Source organism: Goodfellowiella coeruleoviolacea (assembly GCF_024171785.1).
Lineage (GTDB): Bacteria > Actinomycetota > Actinomycetes > Mycobacteriales > Pseudonocardiaceae > Goodfellowiella > Goodfellowiella coeruleoviolacea.
On the sequence record NZ_JAMTCK010000037.1, the window covers coordinates 1 to 17,804 of the forward strand.

Genomic DNA, 17,804 nt, shown 5'->3' on the forward strand with positions numbered 1-17,804 from the left:
CGGTTCGAGCCGCGCGGTGCTCGGCGAGAACCCGAAATCCGTCCCGGAGCACCGCGCGGAACCCACCAGCCGGTTGCACCGAGCCCGACCGGCCCGAACCGGGATTGGACCCGCTCAGCACGGCGGGGTCACTGCGACGGCGGGCTGTCAGGAGCGGATCGGGACGCAGGAGCAGTGCTGTCAGCACCGAAGCGACGGCGAGGGCGACGGCCGCCACGACGAAGGCACCGCCCAGCGGTGCCAGCCCCAGAGAACCGGCCAGGCCGGCCCCTGGTGTCCCGAGGTTCGGGCCCAGCATCGAGCCGATCGACCCCACCCACACCACGATCGCCAGGGCACGCCCCCGGCGCGTGCGGCTCGCCAGGTCCGTCGCGGCGAAGCGGGCCTGGAACTGGGCCGCGGTACCAACGCCGGTCAGCACGAGCCCGGCGACCAGGATGGCCACACTGTCCCACTGAGCGGCCCGACCGTGCTGCCCGCGCACGCCAGGCCCGCCCAGACCTCGCTCTCGGTGATCTGTCCGGCGAGCCGGACATCGACCGAGGGATGACCCCGAGCCCCACGGGTTCTGAACCCAGGTCCGCCTTGTGCTCACGGTGGCGTGCAGCAGTAGGAGCAGGATGGTGAGGTGGGCCTGGCGGCAGCCGCCGCTGCTCGGTGCGCCCCACCTGTCCGGGGCGCGGCAACGGGCCCGCCGTGTGGCCCCACCGACGACGGCCCACGGCGAGCCCGCTCCACCGCTCGGGCACACGATCACGAGTGCGGCGAGTGCGGCGAGTTCACTCCACCCAATGCACTACTGGGTGCGTTGCAGTTGGAACCGCTGGTTCGCGGCGCCGCTGTAGCTCCACTGGGAGATGCGGCCACCGTCCGCGGTTGACAGGTTCCACACGTCCATCGCCAGGCCGCTCTGCCGGTTCACCAGGCTCACCACCCCGCTGCCCTGGTCCAACACCTGCCACTGCTGACTGGTGGCGTTGGTGTCGGGCTGTTGGGTGATGTCCGCGCCACTGCTCGAACTCGCGACCTGGAGCACCAGTCCGCTGTGCCGCGCCCGGATCCGGTAGTAGCCGCCACCGGAGTCGAGGAAGTCGAACTGCTGGTTCAGCCCGCCAGTGGCCGACCACTGCTGCAGCAGCGCACCGGCGGCGGTGGACGCGCCGGAGATGTCGACCGCCTTGCCGCTGTGTTGAACCACCAGCCGGTAGTTCACGCCGACCTCCACCGGCCCCGGGGTCTGGGGTGGGTTCGAGGAATCGAACTGCGTGAAGAACTTCCACACCTCGCCCGATGTCCAGGTCCGCCAGCCCTGGCAGTTGCACCCGTCAACGGGGCCGGGGGTGTGGCCTCCGTCGAAGGCGGCCCAGACGACCGGATACCCGGCCCGGCAGCCCGAGTAGGCGGTCACGACGTGCGTCAGGCTGCCCTGCGCCGGCTCGCGCGGGTTCTGCGCGGTGCAGCCGTTGTTCCTGACGAACGTGTCACGCAACCCCCGCCCGGCGGAGATCGGCAGCACGTTGTCGGTGATGCCGTGGATCCCGATGTAGGCGATGGGCTGGGTGCCGCCGGTGCACCCGCTCAGGGTCGCGCCGGAGTAGACCGCCACCGCGCGGAACACGTTCGCCCTGGCACAGGCGAGCGCGTAGCTCATGCCACCGCCGTAGCTGAAGCCCCCGGCGAAGATCTGCGTGGTGTCGACGCACAGTCCCGCCTGGATCTGCCTGAGCATGTCGTCGACGAAGGTCAGATCCTGGTTACCGGAGTTGGCCCAACCGTTGTTGATGCCCTGGGGCGCCACGAAGATCGTGCCGTTGTTCGCGCTGTCCGCCAGCCGCCTGAGCCCGTAGTAGGACCAGTTGTACCCGTCGGTTCCGCCCGAGTCGACGTCGTTGGCCGTGCCACCCAGCCAGTGGAAGCCGAAGACCAGCCGGTAGGGGTGGTTCATGTCGTAGTTGGCCGGGACGCGCAGGATGTAACCGCGGTTCTGGCCGCTGCTCTGAATCGTGTGGTTGCCGCTGGTCAGCGTCGGGGCCTTGCCGCACCCGGCGCTCGCCGCCGTCGTGCCAACGTCGCTCGGTGGTGTGGCAGCGCTGCTGGCGCTGCCCTGCGCGGTGCCACCCGCGCTCAGGACGAGAAGCGCCGCGACCGCGGCGGCTCTCAGCCAGGTTCTGTGTCTGAGCATCACGCAGCTCCCTGTGCTGTTCTCAAGGCTGTTGTTTCCCTGGACGCGTCGGCTGGACGCGTCGGAGTTGACGGTGCCGGTGGCGGTACCGGTGTCGGCCTGCCGGCAGGTGTGGGAACCCGCGCGGGGTCAGCACGTGGAGTTGGTCTGCGTGAGCAGGCCCAGCCGCCACGGCAGGCTGTTGTAGTCACCGCCGGAGTTGGGGTCGCGCCCCTGGTAGAGGTAGCGGATGGCGCACGGGTTGATGGTCAGTGTCTGGTCGTAGCCGGCCCGGACCATCTCGCCGTGGCTGATGTCCCTGGTCCACTGTCCACTCGGGAACGTGACGTTGGCCGCGCCGGCGAACGGGGCGCTCTCCGCGTCGGCGAGGGCGGTCCAGGGTCCCGCGATGCTGGTCGACGTCCAGGAGCGGAAGTACCTGCCCTGCGCGCCGATCGCCTCCACGATCAGCAGGTACTGGTTCGAACCGTCTACTTTGTACACGTTGCTCGCTTCGAACAGCGCGTACCGGTTCGAGTCCTGGGCGGCGATGACCGGATCGTTCATGCCGTTCGGGAAGTTCCCGACCGTGGTCTGCGAGCGGTACAGGTGCCCGTTGTCGTCGGAGGAGAACAGGTGGCAGTTGGCCGAGTCGCAGATGACCCACATGTCGACCCAGTACCCGTTGCCGATGTTGTCCCGGATGATCTGCGGCATCGACGAGTAGAAGTGCTTCGGTGCGCTCCACCCGGCCGGGTTGGAGATGTCCGGGTTGGTGGAGTAGGCGGCGTTCCCGTCCTGGTAGACCAGGTACCACAGACCCTGCGGCGCGAAGTAGAACACCTCGGGCGCCGCGCGGTAGCCGGCGCCGATCCCGGACTGGTCGAGGTAGTAGTGGGTGGCCGAGCCGGCCTGCGACCAGTCGGTGAAGCTCAGGTACACCATGTTGTACCCGGCCGCGTTCGCCACGCTGGCGAAGACGTGCCACTTCCCGTTGTGGTACACCACCGACGGGTCCTTGATGCCCGCGATGTTGTGCGTCGCGTCCGACTTGGGCGCGATCAGCGGCCCGCTCGAACTCCACGAGTAGCGGGACGGCAGACTGCCGCCACCGCCGTCCGACGCTGTCGGCGCGGTCCACTGCTGGTTGGACCCACCGTTGCAGGTCCAGATGATCACGCTGGTGCCGTTGGCGGTGGCGGCGCCGTTCACGTCCAGACACAGTCCTGACTGGACGTTCGTGATCGTGCCGTTGCCGTTGACGTTCCACCTCTGGTTGCCGCCACCGTCGCAGCTCGCGATGACCGCCGCCGTGCCGGCGCTGGTCCCGCCGCCGGAGGTGCCAAGACACCGCCGCGAGTCACCGGAGTAGACGCTCAGCTCCCCGGTGGTGGTGCGGGTCCACTGCTGGTTCGCACCGCTGTGGCAGTCCCAGATCTGCAGCTGGGTGCCGGTGGTGGTGGACGAGTTCGGCACGTCCAGGCACCTGTTCGCGGCCACCGCCCGCACCGCACCGCTGCCGCCGCCACCATCCCCGCCGCCGCTGTTGAGCGCGTCGAGCACCGCGCTGTACGCCTGCTTCTTGCCGTAGTTGCCGTCGAACAGCAGTGGCGTGTCGCTCGCGCGCCACGAGTACTTGTCCGTGACGCCCCAGACGGTGATGCCGGTGCAGCGGGAGACGGCCATGCACGCCTGGGTGACCGTGCGGTACACGTTGGCCTGGCCGGAACCGGAGCCGCCCACGTCCAGTTCGGTGATCTGCACGTCCACGCCGAGGTCGGCGAAGCGCTGCAGGTTCGCCTGGTAGCTGCTGAGGTTGGAGTTCGAGCTGAGGTGGCTCTGGAAGCCCACGCAGTCGATCGGCACGCCACGGCTCTTGAAGTCCCGCACCATGTTGTAGATGCCGGTGCTCTTCGAGTTGATGCCGTCGGTGTTGTAGTCGTTGTAGCAGAGCTTGGCGTTCGGGTCGGCCGTGCGGGCGGCGCGGAACGCCTCCTCGATGTAGCCGTCGCCGAGCTTCTGCTGGAACACCGACTGCCGGCGGGTGCCGTTCTCCTCGAACGCCTCGTTGACCACGTCCCAGGCGTAGATCTGGCCCTTCCAGTGGCCCGCCACCTGGCTGATGTGGTTCTGCATCGCCGAACGCAGGTTGCTGGCGTCCAACCCGCTCACCCAACCGCCCAGCTGCGCGTGCCACACCAGCGTGTGCCCGCGAACCGCCATGCCCCGGCTGCGGGCCTGGCTCACGATCGCGTCAGCCGGCCCGAAGTTGAACTGGTTGCGGTTCGGCTCGACCGTGTCCCACTTCATCTCGTTCTCGGGCGTGACCCCGTTGAACTCCGCCGTCCACGTGTTCACGTACTGCGCCTCGCCGAGATGGCCCCGCGAGATCGCGGCGCCGAAGTACCGGCCGCTCTGCGCGGCCGCGGCCCCGAGCGTGCTCGCCGCGTCGGCGGTACCGGTGGACAGTGCCAGGGCGGTCGCCGCGAGTCCGGCGCTCGCCAGGAGAGCGACGGCTGACCGGACGCGCCGCCGCTGAGGTGGATCACTGATCATCACAACCCTCGTTTCGCCGTTGAAAGGGGGTTCGTCCGAGCGCTCCTTGCTGGTCGCGCTGCCCGCCGCGGGTCCAGCCGCACGGCGGCCGCTGGCGGCACCCGCCTCAGCGGTCCCGGATCGGCGGTTGGGCGCGGGCCGCGGTCGGCTGGCCGGGTCCGTCCCGGTGCTTTCCGGCCTCCTCGGCCGGCAGGGCGCCACCGCCGCGGCTACCGCCCGCGTCGAGGCCCAGGAAGGACACGGCGTACGCGATCATGCCGGCCTGCGGGAGGGTGTGGCCGGTGCCCGCGATGCTGATGCCCTCGACGGTGGCGCGGGTTCCGACGTCGCCGTAGCGGGTGCGCGTCCAGTTCGACTTCGGGTGGTCGGTGAACGCCGGGGTCTGCGTCAGGCCGTGGAGGTTCGTCCACTGCTTGATCTCCTCGCCGAAGTTGCGGTAGGCCAGGGTCGTGTCCTGGTCCCCGTGCCACAACTGCATCCGGGGGTAGCCGCCGGTGTGGCCGGGGTACATGCCGCGAACCAGATCGCCCCACTGCTGCGCGGACTTGACGACGTTGCCGCCGGAGCACTGGCTGTTCCACAGCGAGCCGTTGGTGGTGGCGAAACAACCGGCCGGCACACCGGAGAAGGCGGAACCGGCGGAGAACACGTCCGGGTACTCGGCGGCCAGGACGTTCGCCATCATGGCGCCCGACGAGAATCCGCTGACCACGATGCGGGCCGGGTCCACGTTGTAGCGCTGCCGCGTCCAGGCGACCATCGACATGATGCCCGTGGAGTCGCCGCCGCCGTAGCGCGTCAGCGCGGCCTGGGTGGACACGTCGAAGCAGTGCCCGTCGCGGGTGGCCTCGGGCAGCGCGATGACGTACCCGTACCGGTCGGCGGCCGTCACGAAGTCGTGCCCGTTGCCGTTGAAGATCCCGCTCGCGGAGCCGCCGCAGTAGTGCACGAGGACGAGCAGCGCCGGCCGGGGCGCGACCCTGTCCGGCACGTAGACGTACATGTTGAGGTTGGTCGGGTTCGCGCCGAAGCCGGTGATCCGGGTCAGCGTGGCGGCCGCGGCCGGGCTGGCCGTCAGGAGCACGACGAGCGGCAGCAGCAACACACTCGCCAGTGCGGCGCGCAGTGTTCGTCTCATCACCCAGTTCCCTGCACTCGATGGGGTCGGAGGTGTTGGTCGGGGCCCGCTAGCTCCGCATCCACTGCTGGCTGGTGCCGCCGTCGCAGGTCTGCAGGATCACCGGGGTGCTGTTCGCGGTGCCGGCCCCGTTGGGCCCGAGGCACAGTCCCGAGTGGACTCCGCTGATCGTTCCGGCAGCGGTGAGGTTCCACTGCTGGTTCGTGCCGCCGTTGCAGTCCCAGATGATCACCCGCGTGCCGGGTGCGGTGCCGGCGGCCTCGGCGTCCAGGCACTTCGTGCCGTACACCTGGAGCTGCTTGCTGGAGGTGAGCGTCCACTGCTGGTTGGTCCCGGCGTTGCAGTCCCACAACGTCACCTGGGTGCCGTTGGTCTGCGACACGCCCGGGACGTCCAGGCAGCGGCCGGAGTTGGTGTTGCGCAGCGCCGAGGTCGGCGCCCCACCCTGGCCGCTGACCACGGCGAGGTTGTCGAACTGCGCGGTCTCCCCCTGGCTGGTGCCGAAACCGACCTGGCCGGCCGAGAAGGTGCTGTCGTTCACGGTCCGGACCACGGTGCCGTCGATGCTGGCGGTGATGGTGCTGCCGGAGAACGCCAGGGCGAGGCTGTGCCAGCGGTTGGTGCCCAGCGCGGCAGTGGTGCCGCTGGCCACCGTGGTCATGGCGCAACTGGTGTTGTTGCGCACGATCGACCAGGCGCCCGTGTCACTGACCCGCAGGTAGTAGGCGTTCAACCCGCACGGCTTGAGGTCCTCCGTGCCGGCGCGGCCGATCAGCTCGGCATACCCGGACTTCTCCAGCAGCACGTCAGCCGACACCGTGTAGTTGTTCCAGTTGACGTTGCCCAGTTGCGCGTACGGCGTGGCGTTCTCCTTCCACAGGATCGGCTGCTGTGGGGCCGCCTGCCGCACGCACATGCCCGCGCGCCCACCGGCGCAGGGGCTTGTCTCGAACGCTCCCTGCATCGCCATCAGGTACCTGGGTTCCACGCCGGCGGTGTAGCCGTCGAAGTTGTCGGCGTAGGGCAGGTTCAGCGACCCCGGTGACGGGCTGGCGGCACTGCCCCTGCCCTGGCCGGTGGTCGTGGTGATGCTGTACAGGTGTCCGGGTTGGACGGTCAGGGAGAACGAGCCGGCGGACGGGGTGATGTCGGCGGTGTGCACGAAGAAGTCCGCCGGGTTGGTGGAGTTGAGATTGGTCGCCCACACGTGCACCTGACCGGTGGACAACCCGCCGGTGACGCTGAAGTTCAGCGTCTGGGCGCCCGCCGCGTCCATGGTCTCGATGATCGTGCTGTAGTCGCTGTTGTTCGGCGACTTCAGCGACACGTAGCTGCCGTTGGCGCGGTTCCCGCCGAGGTAACCGCTCGACGAGTCGAGGTACTTCCAGCCGGGGGCGGTGAACTGCGCGGTGTGCGCGATCGCCCACAGGTCCTTGCCGACGGAGTACCAGCCCGACCACGGCTGGTTGGCCAGCACCAGCCCCACCGTCGGCCAGGGGATGTTCGGGGTGACCGCGGCGATGAGGTCCCAGTTGAGGTAGGCGGTCATCTTGCCGTCGAGGTAGACCCGGTTGATGCCGCGGGCCAGTGGCTTGGCGCCGTCGTTGTAGTCCTGGGAACCGTTCTCGCTCGACCACAGCGTCTTGCCGGAGTTGGCGACGTTGGCCGGAACAGCGCAGGAGGTCTGCGCGCTGAGGTAGCCGCAGGTGTAGTGGGCGCTGAGCACGTCGGTCGCGTTGCGGTAGGCCGTGTTGGTCGCGATGGGTCCGGCTGGTCCCCAGTCTCCCGGCCACGAGTCGCCGGAGATGATCTTGACGCTGCCGTATCCGTTGGCGTTGAGCGCGTTGCGGATGGTGACCGTCCAGTCCGGACTCCACTGCCGCTCGTTCTGCACCGGTGTGAGGTAGTCGATCGTCAGTCCGTGTTGCCTGGCACAGCCCAGCCAGGACAGGAAGTAGTCCACGAGGTCGGTGGAGAAGAAGGTGCCGTTGCCGATCCAGCCCGGCGCTCCCCAGGGCAGACCCACCAGCTTGATGTCGGGGTTGCGCGCCTTGGCCTGCTCCATGATCCACCACTGGTAGCCGCGGTCGCAGTTGAGGTCGCCGCGGAAGTGGGCGTGGCTGGCCTCCGCCCCACTGGTGGAGTTGGTGTCACCGCCGATCTCCACCTTGAGGATCTGCAGGGCGGCGCCGTAGCCGGGCTTGAACAGGTAGTCGAGGATCTGGCTCCGCTGCGGTTCCGGGTAGTCGATCAGCAGGCGACTGTTGCCCCCGCCGCCGCTGACCGCGCCGACACCGTCGAACGTGCGGCCGCTCGACGCGCCGTTGACCGTGATGGATGTGGCGGCCTGGGCCGGGGCGGCGGCGACGACACCGCCGGCGGCCAGGACGGCGGCGGCGACCGCGACCGCCGCGGTCCGCACGGTCCGGAGCAGGGTTCCGGGCATGGCTGTTCTCCCCTTCGACAAGGGCAATGGGGTGGCCGGCTGCATGGGCCCACCGGGTGAAACCACGCGATGGTTGCCGGTGGATGTGGCGAGAAGAGCGTCTTCGGCTCCGAAGACGCGCGACGAGAACTCAGACCACCACGCCGAACAGCGCGAACACACCGATCCGACCGTCGGAAGCGGCGAACCACCGGCGAACAGGAGATTGACCGCTGCTACGCCACAGCACACCCACGACAGCGCACATGAGAACCCCATCTTCGTTGATGGCAGTCATTCAGGCAGGGAAACAGGTGCTCGATCAGGCTGGTCCGAACGTCAGTCCGTGATCTGGATGTGAACGCTAACACACACGAAGCGGGCCAACAACCGCCAATTTTCCGATATCAAATCGAAAGTTTCGACGGATAGCCGTGTGGCCTGCGGTGAATCCCGAAGAACGGCGCTGAACAGCAGAGATGCCACGAAGAACAACGGCGCGCCCCAGCACCGGAAGGTCATTTCGACAGGGCTTTCGCAGCCGGCACGCCGAATCAGGAGAAAATGGCTCACCACCGCGAGAGCGGATTCGACAACCGCGTTCCCGGGCATCAGTGCGCCAACCGGCTGTTGTTCTGTTGTGGCCGGACGCCTCCGGCCGGTCGTCACCTCCTGTTCCTGGTCGCGGCCACCGCTGCTGCGGGGGAAGACGGGCCGAGCCAGTGCGACCGGCCGTCCCCGGTGGTGCCGGTGGCCACCATCGCGAGTTCGGCGAACACGTCGGCGACCGGCCGGCCGCCCACCAGCGGATCAAGTGAGCGGAGCGCCGCGGCACCGGGATGGCCGCCCTGCCCCGAGCGGTCCGGTTCCGGGTTCAGCGCGTCCGACCCGGGCCAGCTACGCGAGGGCGCGAAGCACGTGCCCACCGCCACCACAGTGACCAGCTCTGCCACGAGTTCGCCCGCCTTGACTCGCCAGAACCACAGACACCATATGTATGTGTAGAGGACAAGCCCGGTGGAGTCCAGCTTTCCCGCGCTGCTGCGCCGGAAGTACCCGGATCACCCCGAGACGTATGAGGTCTGCGGGCACTCAGGGCACCCGCAGCGCGGTGGCCGGTGAACCGCCACACCGCTGGCACTGTCCGCCGTCGCCGTGCGAGCGCCTGCTCCGGCGGGCGCGTTGTCAGTGCGTGTTCGGATCGCCCGGGGCCGCTGGTCCGGGCGCGGTGCCGGTGACCAGGAGGACGGGTGGGTGCGGCGTGGTTTCCCGGCCCAGTGCGGGGTGCGGCGGCACCGGCGCCTGGCAGGACACGTCCACGAAGCCGGCCTCGGTCAGCGCCGACCGGTAGACCTCCACCGGCCAGAAGTAGTCCTGGAGCACCAGGCTGCCCTGGGCGGTGGTGATCCGGGTGGTCATCGCGTCGCCCGGCTGGTAGCTGCGGCCGGGCTCGCCGAACTGGAAGTAGCTGAAGGGGATTCCCGCGCTGTCCGGGTGGGTGGTCAGCACGGCGAACCGGCCGCCGGGCCGCAGCACGCGGCGCACCTCGCGGCTGATCGCCACCTGGGTCGACCGGTGCGCCTGCTCCACGAACACGAAGCAGCTCAGCGCCGCCGCGACGGTGCCGTCGGCGAGGAAGGGCAGGGCCTGGTCGGTGACCCGGTGCAGGCGGACCAGCGGGTGCGGGTGGGCCGCGGCCTGGTCGAGCATGGCCGGTGCCACGTCGACCGCGATGACCTGGTGCCCGTAGGTGTCGGCGACGTACCGGGCGACCTGGCCGGGACCGCACCCGTAGTCCAGCACCGGCCCGGGCTGGGGATGGTCGAGGTCCAGGGCGTCGAACACCAACCGGTACCCGAGGTCCAGCCAGTCCAGGGCGTCGGCCGCGGCCAGGTACTCGTCAGCCGCGTTCGCCGCGTTCCAGTCCGTGGGCATCACTGACCTCCTGGTCGCGCCCTGCTCGTCGGCACCGGTCCCACCCTAGTGCGGCGGCTCGCGGATGTGCCGGGATTCGGCGGGTGTCCGGTGCCCGAGGCCGGTCTGCCTAGGATCGAGATCGCGCACCAACCCGAGGGAGGAGGCCGGGGCGTGGAGCTGACCGGCCCGTTGGCGGAGGCCGACTGGGAATCGCACCGCCCCGCGGTCTTCGGGGCGGCCTACCGGATCCTGGGCAGTGTGGCCGAGGCCGAGGACGTCACCCAGGAGGTCTGGTTGCGCGCCGCCGCCACCGACCTGTCCGAGGTGCGGCAGCTGCGGGCCTGGCTGGTGACCGTGGCGGCCCGGACGGCCTACAACGTGCTGAAGTCGGCCCGCGCGCGGCGTGAGTCCTACGTCGGGCCCTGGCTGCCCGAGCCGCTGCTGACCGGGCCGGACGCCGCCGCTCCGGTGCTGGTGGACGAGTCGGTGGGCACCGCGATGCTGGTGGTCATGGAGACCCTCTCCCCGGGCGAACGCGTCGCGCTGGTCCTGCACGACGTCTTCGACTTCCCGTTCGACCGGATCGCCGAGGTGCTCGGGAACACCTCCGCCGCCAGCCGCAAGCTCGCCTCCCGCGCGCGGTCGCGGATCGCCGCGGTCCAGGAGCGCCCCCGGGCGTCGCGGGCCGAGACCGAACGCGTGCTCAGGGCGTTCAGGGCGGCCGCCGACGCGGGGGGCATCGCCGGGCTCGTCGAGCTGCTGCACCCCGAGGCCGTCTACGTCGCCGACGGCGGCGGCAAGGCCACGGCCGCGCGCAGGCCGATCCACGGCGCTGGGACGATCGCCCTGCTGGCGGTCAGGCAGATCCAGATCAGGCGCCCCGACGCGGTCAGGGTCATCGAGGTGAACGGATACCCGGCGCTGGCGACCTGTCGCGGTGGCGAACTGGTGTGGCTCGACACCGTGGACATCACCGACGGGCGGATCACGACTTTCCGGCGGCTGGCCAATCCCGAGAAGTTCGCCCGCCTCGGTCACATCTGAACCCGCTGTCCTGTCTCCCTGCCGCACCCCGGATCCCCCGGGGTGCGGTTGAGGAAGGACGAGCCAGATGGCACACGTTGTGATCATCGGGGGCGGCTTCGCGGGTGTGTGGAGCGCGGCGGGAGCGGCGCTGGCACGCGGGGACGCGGACCTGCGCATCACGCTCATCGCGCCGAACGAGCACCTGGTGCTGCGGCCCCGCCTGTACGAGCCAGAGCCGGACCTGGCCAAGGTGGCGCTCAGCCGGGTCCTCGACCCGATCGGTGTCGAACACCTGCGGGCCTCGGTGAGCACGATCGACACCGGCCGCCGGGTGGTCGTGGCCGACGGTCAGGAGGTCGGCTACGACCGCTTGGTGCTGGCGGCGGGCAGCAGGCTCGTCCAGCCCGAGGGCCTGCCCGGCGCCGACCGGCTCTTCGACATCGACACCCTGGACGGGGCCCGGCGGCTCGCCGACCACCTGCGCGACCGCACGGACCACACCGCCGTGGTCGTCGGCGCCGGGTTCGTCGGCCTGGAAGCCGCGACCGCGCTGGCCGCGCACGGCCGGGTGCTGCTGGTGGACCGGTCAGCGGTGGTCGGGCACCAGCTCGGGCCGGGCCCGCGCGAGGAGATCGAGGCAGCGCTGGACGAACTCGGCGTCGAACGCCGCCTCGGGACGACGGTGGTTGAGGTCGGCGACGGATACGCCGTCCTCGCCGACGGCACCGAGGTCGAGGCGGACGTGGTGGTCTGGTCGGTGGGCATGAGGGCCAGCGAACTCACCCGGCAGATCTCCGACGAGCTGGACCACCTCGGCCGGGTGCCGGTCGACCAGCAGCTGCGCGCCCTGCCCGAGGTGTTCGTCGCCGGGGACACGGCCGCGGCGCCGTTCGACGCCGAGCACACGGTCATGCAGGCCTGCCAGCACGCCACCCCGCTCGGCAAGGTCGCCGGGTACAACGCGGCGGCCGACCTGCTCGGCGTGCCACTGCGCGACTTCACCTCCGGCCCGTACGTCACCTGCCTGGACCTGGGTGGTGCCGGCGCGATCTTCACCAGGGGCTGGGACCGCCGGGTGGTGGCCGCGGGCGCCGCGGCCAAGGAGGTCAAGACGCGGATCAACCAGGCCATCCACCCGCCGGTCGACGACGCGCACGAGATCCTCGCCGCCGCCGACCTCGTCTACCTCGATCTCCCCTTCTTCCCCCGTGCTGAGGAGGAGAGCGTCCCGGTCGCGTGACCCGTGCGCCCCCGGACGCCGACCTGTGCGGCGAGGACGCCGCCGGCGACCAGGACCCGCGTCGCCCTGTTCAGCCGGTCCAACCACCGCATCGTCGACGCCACGGTGACCGTGCGCACGTCGTAGCCGGCACATCGAGCCAGGTGTTCCCGAGCTGGTTCGGGAGGTCCCCGAAGTGGTGGGGACAACCGGGCGGCAGCGGCCACAGCGGCGGTGGCCGCACCGTCCGGCCGGGGTGGGCGTGGCGCGGGGCCTGGTGCGCTACCACGCCCGGAACCCCGCGCTGACCGTGGCGCTACCCCGGCGCCGCGGGCACTACCTGGCCCCCTGCTGGGCGAACCGCCCTCGCCGCGGTCCTCGCGGGCCGAGGGTCGCGCTCAACCACCTGCCCACGGCGCGGGCGGTGTCGCCAGACCGGGACTCCATCACCTCCAGGTGGTCCCCCGGGGTGTCCACGGCCGCGTGCGGCCCGTACCACGTGGCGCGCCAGGGTGTGCCGTCGTCGGGCCCCAGCGGACGTGACGCGCGCACCAGGAGCACCGGGCACGCCGGATCGGTCGGGGTCCAGTCGGCGAAGAGTCGACCGTAGGCCCCGGTGGCGGTGAGGCGGACGTCGTCGAGTGCGTCGACCAGGTCCGGCCGGCGCAACAGCTCCGCGAAGATCCGCGAGCGCATCCTGGTCATCGCCGCGCCGTTGGGCCAGAGGCTGTCCACGAGGACAACGGCGGCCGCGGGTGTGCCGCGCCGGGCCAGTGCGGTGGCCACCTCGTGTGCCAGCCAGCCACCGCTGGAGTGTCCCAACAGGACGGGTGGCTCCGGCTGGTCGCGCACGACCAGCACCAGGGCCTCGGCCAGCGCGGTCAGGCTCGCGGGCAGCGGCTCGCCGGTGCGGTGGCCGGGCAGGGTGAACGTGGCGGTCCGCCACTCGTCGTCCAGGCCGCGGGCGAACCGGGCGTAGGCGAGCGCGCCGGACGGTGTGGTCACCGGCGGGAAGCACAGCACCGGGTGGCCGTCCTCGGCTCCGGACAGGGGGACCAGGCGGCACCCACCGGCGAGGTCCGCCGGCTGGTCGGTGCCGACCCGCAGTTGGGCCACGACGCCGAGCAGGTCGAGCCCCACCTCGACGCGGTCGCTGTCCCTGGCCATCCGCAGCAGCGCGGTGACCGGGTTCGGCGCGGCCTCGGGGCTGCCCGCGGTCAGCTCGGCCAGCAGGTGCTCGGCCAGTTCGGTGGCGGTGGGGTGGTCGAAGACCGCGCTGGCCGGCAATCCCACACCGGTGGCCGCCGCGAGCCGGTTCCGCAGTTCGAGGCCGTTCAACGAGTCGAACCCGAGTTCGGGCAACGCCCGGTCCGGGTCCACGTCCCGCGCGCTCCGGTGGCCGAGGACGACCGCGGCCTCGCGGCGCACCAGGTCCAGCACCAGGCGCCGCTGGCTGGTCACCGGCAACCCGGCCAGTTCGCTGACGAGCCTGGTGGGCGCGGCCGCGGACGCCCGTGCCGACAGCGGCGGCGCGGCCGGAACGAGTGCGCGCAGCACCGTGGGCAGGTGTTCCGGCGGCTGGCGCCGCAGCGCGTCGCGGTCCAGGTCAACGGGCACCAGCTGCGCCCGCCCCGCGGCGCAGGCCAGGTCGAACAGTTCCAGCGCCCGACTGGTGGACATCGGCCGAACGCCACCTCGCTCGATCCTGGCCCACTGGGCCTGGTCCAGGTGGGCGGCCATGCCGCCCGGCAGCGACCACGGTCCCCAGGCCACGGACACCCCGGCCAGGCCGCTCGCGCCGCGGACCGAGGCCAGGGCGTCGAGAAAGGCGTTGGCGGCGGCGTAGTTGGCCTGTCCCGGCGCGCCCAGCACGCCCGAGGCCGAGGAGAACAGCACGAACATGCGCAGGTCGTGCTCGCGGGTCAGCTCGTGCAGCCACCACGCCGGGTCGAGCTTGGCCGACAGCACGCGGTCGAGCCGGTGCGGGGTCAGGCCGGTGAGGACGCCGTCGTCGACCACCCCCGCGGTGTGCACGACGCCGACCAGGTCCGGGCCGATGCGCGCGACGATGCGCGCGAGCGCGTTCCGGTCGCTGACGTCCGCGGCCGCGACGTCCACCGCCACCCCGGACTCGGCCAGTTCCCGGCACAGCTGGTCGGCACCGGGCGCGGCCATTCCGCTGCGGCTGACCAGCACCAGGCCGGACACGTCGGGCCGCCGGGCGAGATGGCGGGCCACCTCGGCGCCCAACGCCCCGGTGCCCCCGGTGATGAGGACGGTCCCGGCGGTCATCGGCGCGTCCGCGTCCGGGTCAGCGGTGTGGACGGTGGCGCGGACCAGCCTCGGCGTGTGGACCTGCCCCGCGCGCACCGCGAACTGGTTGCCGTGCGCGCCGGTCAGCAGCCCCCGCTCGGCCAGCAGCGGCACCAGCCCGTCCAGCTCGGCCCACCGCTCGATGTCCGCGAGCAGGAAGCGACCGGGGTACTCGGTGGCCGCCGAGCGCACCAGGCCCCACGCGGTGGCCGCGGCCGGGTCCCGCACCGGATCGTCCGCACCGGTCTGCACGGCCCCGGAGGTGACCACGACCAGCACCGACGACGACCGGTGCGCGTCGGCCAGCCACGCGTGCAGCCGGCCGAGCACCTCGCTGGCGCTCGCGTGCGCACTGCGCACCACGTCGCCGTCACCACGCACCGGCAGCAGCACCACGTCGGTGTCCACGGCGGTGTCCACGGCGGGCTGGTGGCTCTCGCCACCGCCGAGCGGTTCCCAGCGCGGCTCGTACAGGTCTGGCGCGGCCACCACGTGCTTTCCCGGCTCGGCGGGCCGCAACCCGATGGTTCCGACCGTGAGCACCGGGCTGCCGGTCAGGTCGTCCGCGGTCAGCCGCAGTGCGTCAGCGGCGGTGCGGGTTGCCGACACCCGCAGTGTCTCAGCCTGCGCGGCGTGCTGCCGGACATCCCGGAACACGGCGGGCACGAGTCCGGGCGCGAGGGCACGCAGCGCCTCGTCGAGGAGCAGCGGCAACGCGGTGGCGTGGTCGGCGGATTCCGGCAGTACGACCTCAACCCGGTCGGTGTGCTGGCCCCGCTCGGTGTCGTCGCGCGGGTGCGCCGGGGCGGCGTCCCTGGTGAGCCAGCCGTTGGCCACCACCGTCCAGTCCGCGTCGTCCACTGCTGGATGCGGCCGGGTGTGCACGCTGACGGCGGGGCGGGTCTCGGTGCGCCGCTCGACCACGACCTGCACCTGGAGCGGTGCACGCCCGGCCGGCCGGGGTGCGGCGTGCACCGTCAGCTCGGCCACGGCGGCGGCGCCGACCTGGGCGGCGGCGCACAGCACCAGGTCCAGCAGGTCCGTGGCGGTGGGAACCTCGTCCCGCTCAGGCCGCCACAGTCCGGTCAGCACGGCACCGCGCCCGTCCGCCGTGCTGACCACCGCGGTGAGCACGGCGTGCTCGATGGCCCGCGCCCCGGTCACCGCCGGGCCCTGGTTCGGCGCTGCCGCGCGCCAGTAGCGCTGGTGCTCGAACGGGTAGGTGGGCAGCCCGGTCCGGCCGGGGCGGCCAGGGGGGTGGCCGAGCGCGTGGTGCAGCCCCGCCCAGTCCACCTGGGTGCCCCTGGTCCACAGGGCGGCGACCGCGGCCAGCAGGGTTCGCCGCTCCGACCGGCCGGTGCGCAGGGCCGGCAGCACCGCGTGCTCGGCCGGTGCCAGGCACTGCTCGGTGGGCGCGGTGAGCACGGCGTCCGGGCCGAGTTCCAGGAAGGTGGTCACGCCGCGGCGGTGCAGCGCCAGCACGGCGTCCCGGTAGCGGACCGGCTGGCGCGCGTGTCGCACCCAGTGCTCCGGCGAGCGCAGCAGCTCGGCGCTGACCACGTCGCCGGTCGCGGTGGACACCACGGGGGTGGCGAGTGCCCCACCGGAGAGCGGGGCGAGATCCCGCGCCAGCTCGGGCAGCACCGCGTCCAGCTGGGGTGAGTGGAAGGCTCGGTCGACGTCGAGCAGCCGGGTGCGCCGGCCCCGCTCCCGCCAGGCCCGCACGCAGTCGCGCACCGCGGCGCGGTCCCCGGAGACCACTGTGGACGTTGGCGAGTTCACCGCGGCCACCACGACCGGCGCGCCACAGGACGCCAGTGCGTCGGTGACCTCCTGCTCGCTGGCCTCGATCACGGCCATGCCGCCGGTCGCCGGCGCCGCCGCCATGGCCTCGCCCCGCGCGCGGACCAGCCGGCACGCGTCGGCCAGCGACAGGGCACCGGACAGGTGGGCGGCGGTCACCTCGCCGACGGAGTGGCCGAGCAGGAAGCTCGTGGTGATCCCGGCGGAGCGCAGGAGCTGGTGCAGCGACACCTGCAGTGCGAACACCGCGGCCTGGGCGAACACGGTCTGCCCCAGGCGCGCCGCGGCGGCGGAGCCCGGGTCGGCGAAGGCGACCGCGCTGAGTGGAACGGGAAGGTGCGGGTCGAGCCGCGCGCACACCTCGTCCCAGGCGCGGGCGAACACCGGGGCGCTCTGGTACAGCTCCCGGCCGGCGCCAGGGCGCTGGCTGCCCTGGCCGCTGAACAGCAGTGCCGTCCTGCCCGCCGCGGGGGCGGTGCGCACCACGTCCGGGCTGGACTGCCCGCGTGCCAGCGCGGTCAGGCCGGTGATCAGTCCGTCGCGGTCCTCGGCGATGACGACGGCCCGCTGTTCCAAGGCCGCCCTGCCGGTCGCCAGCGCCGCGGTGACGTGGTGGGTGGGTGTCCGCTGTGGACCGACCGCGGTGGCCAGGGCGTGCGCGGTGGCCGCGAGCGCGGTCGGGGTCCGGGCGGAGAGCACCCACGCCTGCGCGCCGCCGGGTTCGGCGGTGTCCGGTGGCGGCTGCGGTGGCGGGGCCTGTTCCAGGATGACGTGGGCGTTGGTGCCGCTGATGCCGAAGGAGGAGACGCCGGCGCGGCGGGGGCTGCCTCCGGCGGGCCAGGGCTGTTGCTCGCGCAGCAGCCGCACCCCCCGCGACCAGTCCACGTGCGGGGACGGCTCGTCCACATGCAACGTCCTCGGCAAGATCCCGTGCCGCATGGCCATCAGCATCTTGATCACACCCGCCACCCCGGCCGCCGCCTGGGTGTGCCCGATGTTGGACTTCACCGACCCCAACCACAACGGCCCCCGCTCCGACCGGTTCACCCCGTACGCCGCGATCAACGCCTGCGCCTCGATCGGATCACCCAACGGCGTGCCCGTACCGTGCGCCTCCACCACATCCACATCCGACGGCGCCAACCCCGCATCCGCCAACGCCGCCGCGATCACCCGCTCCTGCGCCCGACCACTCGGCGCGGTCAACCCGTTCGACGCACCGTCCTGGTTCACCGCCGAACCCCGC

At 71.8% G+C, this 17,804-nt stretch carries 11 protein-coding genes; 2 read left to right on the plus strand and 9 right to left on the minus strand.

Annotated features, from left to right (window positions below; genetic code table 11):
• The 8 genes from LX83_RS37315 to LX83_RS37350 all read right to left on the minus strand — a co-directional run.
• On the minus strand, positions 1-445 hold a 445-nt coding region (locus LX83_RS37315), incomplete at its 3' end, for an MFS transporter (protein WP_253780871.1).
• A gap of 351 nt (positions 446-796) precedes the next feature.
• Entirely contained in the window at positions 797-2,182 is a 1,386-nt protein-coding gene (locus tag LX83_RS37320) for an RICIN domain-containing protein (RefSeq protein WP_253780874.1), read from the minus strand.
• A gap of 129 nt (positions 2,183-2,311) precedes the next feature.
• Positions 2,312-4,717 carry a non-reducing end alpha-L-arabinofuranosidase family hydrolase gene (locus tag LX83_RS37325; protein ID WP_253780877.1) on the minus strand — a complete coding sequence of 802 codons (2,406 nt, stop codon included), beginning with the start codon at positions 4,715-4,717 and terminating at the stop codon, positions 2,312-2,314.
• A 106-nt stretch (positions 4,718-4,823) separates the two neighbouring features.
• Positions 4,824-5,855 (minus strand): extracellular catalytic domain type 1 short-chain-length polyhydroxyalkanoate depolymerase, encoded by a 1,032-nt coding sequence (locus LX83_RS37330; protein WP_253780880.1) that lies wholly within the window; start codon positions 5,853-5,855, stop codon positions 4,824-4,826.
• A 49-nt stretch (positions 5,856-5,904) separates the two neighbouring features.
• On the minus strand, positions 5,905-8,301 hold the full coding sequence (locus LX83_RS37335; RefSeq protein ID WP_253780883.1) for a ricin-type beta-trefoil lectin domain protein: 2,397 nt from the start codon (positions 8,299-8,301) through the stop codon (positions 5,905-5,907).
• 130 nt (positions 8,302-8,431) lie between these two features.
• Entirely contained in the window at positions 8,432-8,578 is a 147-nt protein-coding gene (locus tag LX83_RS37340) for a hypothetical protein (protein WP_253780886.1), read from the minus strand.
• 367 nt (positions 8,579-8,945) lie between these two features.
• Positions 8,946-9,233, minus strand: coding sequence for a hypothetical protein (locus LX83_RS37345; RefSeq protein WP_253780888.1), 288 nt, complete (start codon positions 9,231-9,233; stop codon positions 8,946-8,948).
• A gap of 232 nt (positions 9,234-9,465) precedes the next feature.
• On the minus strand, positions 9,466-10,215 hold the full coding sequence (locus tag LX83_RS37350; RefSeq protein ID WP_253780890.1) for a class I SAM-dependent methyltransferase: 750 nt from the start codon (positions 10,213-10,215) through the stop codon (positions 9,466-9,468).
• A gap of 153 nt (positions 10,216-10,368) precedes the next feature.
• Between LX83_RS37350 and sigJ the strand changes: the two genes are divergently transcribed.
• Positions 10,369-11,241 carry an RNA polymerase sigma factor SigJ gene (gene sigJ, locus LX83_RS37355; RefSeq protein WP_253780892.1) on the plus strand — a complete coding sequence of 291 codons (873 nt, stop codon included), beginning with the start codon at positions 10,369-10,371 and terminating at the stop codon, positions 11,239-11,241.
• Between the two features lie 67 nt (positions 11,242-11,308).
• Positions 11,309-12,463, plus strand: a complete 1,155-nt coding sequence (locus tag LX83_RS37360; RefSeq protein ID WP_253780894.1) for an NAD(P)/FAD-dependent oxidoreductase — start codon at positions 11,309-11,311, stop codon at positions 12,461-12,463.
• A 315-nt stretch (positions 12,464-12,778) separates the two neighbouring features.
• On the opposite strand, the gene LX83_RS37365 is transcribed toward LX83_RS37360, so the two are convergent.
• On the minus strand, positions 12,779-17,804 hold a 5,026-nt coding region (locus tag LX83_RS37365), incomplete at its 5' end, for an SDR family NAD(P)-dependent oxidoreductase (RefSeq protein ID WP_407649774.1).

Coding starts and splice junctions, on each gene's coding strand:
- LX83_RS37320 (WP_253780874.1), bottom strand. CDS start 2,182: ATGCTCAGACACAGAACCTGGCTGAGAGCCGCCGCGGTCGCGGCGCTT.
- LX83_RS37330 (WP_253780880.1), bottom strand. CDS start 5,855: ATGAGACGAACACTGCGCGCCGCACTGGCGAGTGTGTTGCTGCTGCCG.
- LX83_RS37340 (WP_253780886.1), bottom strand. CDS start 8,578: ATGACTGCCATCAACGAAGATGGGGTTCTCATGTGCGCTGTCGTGGGT.
- LX83_RS37335 (WP_253780883.1), bottom strand. CDS start 8,301: ATGCCCGGAACCCTGCTCCGGACCGTGCGGACCGCGGCGGTCGCGGTC.
- LX83_RS37350 (WP_253780890.1), bottom strand. CDS start 10,215: ATGCCCACGGACTGGAACGCGGCGAACGCGGCTGACGAGTACCTGGCC.
- LX83_RS37325 (WP_253780877.1), bottom strand. CDS start 4,717: ATGATCAGTGATCCACCTCAGCGGCGGCGCGTCCGGTCAGCCGTCGCT.
- LX83_RS37360 (WP_253780894.1), top strand. CDS start 11,309: ATGGCACACGTTGTGATCATCGGGGGCGGCTTCGCGGGTGTGTGGAGC.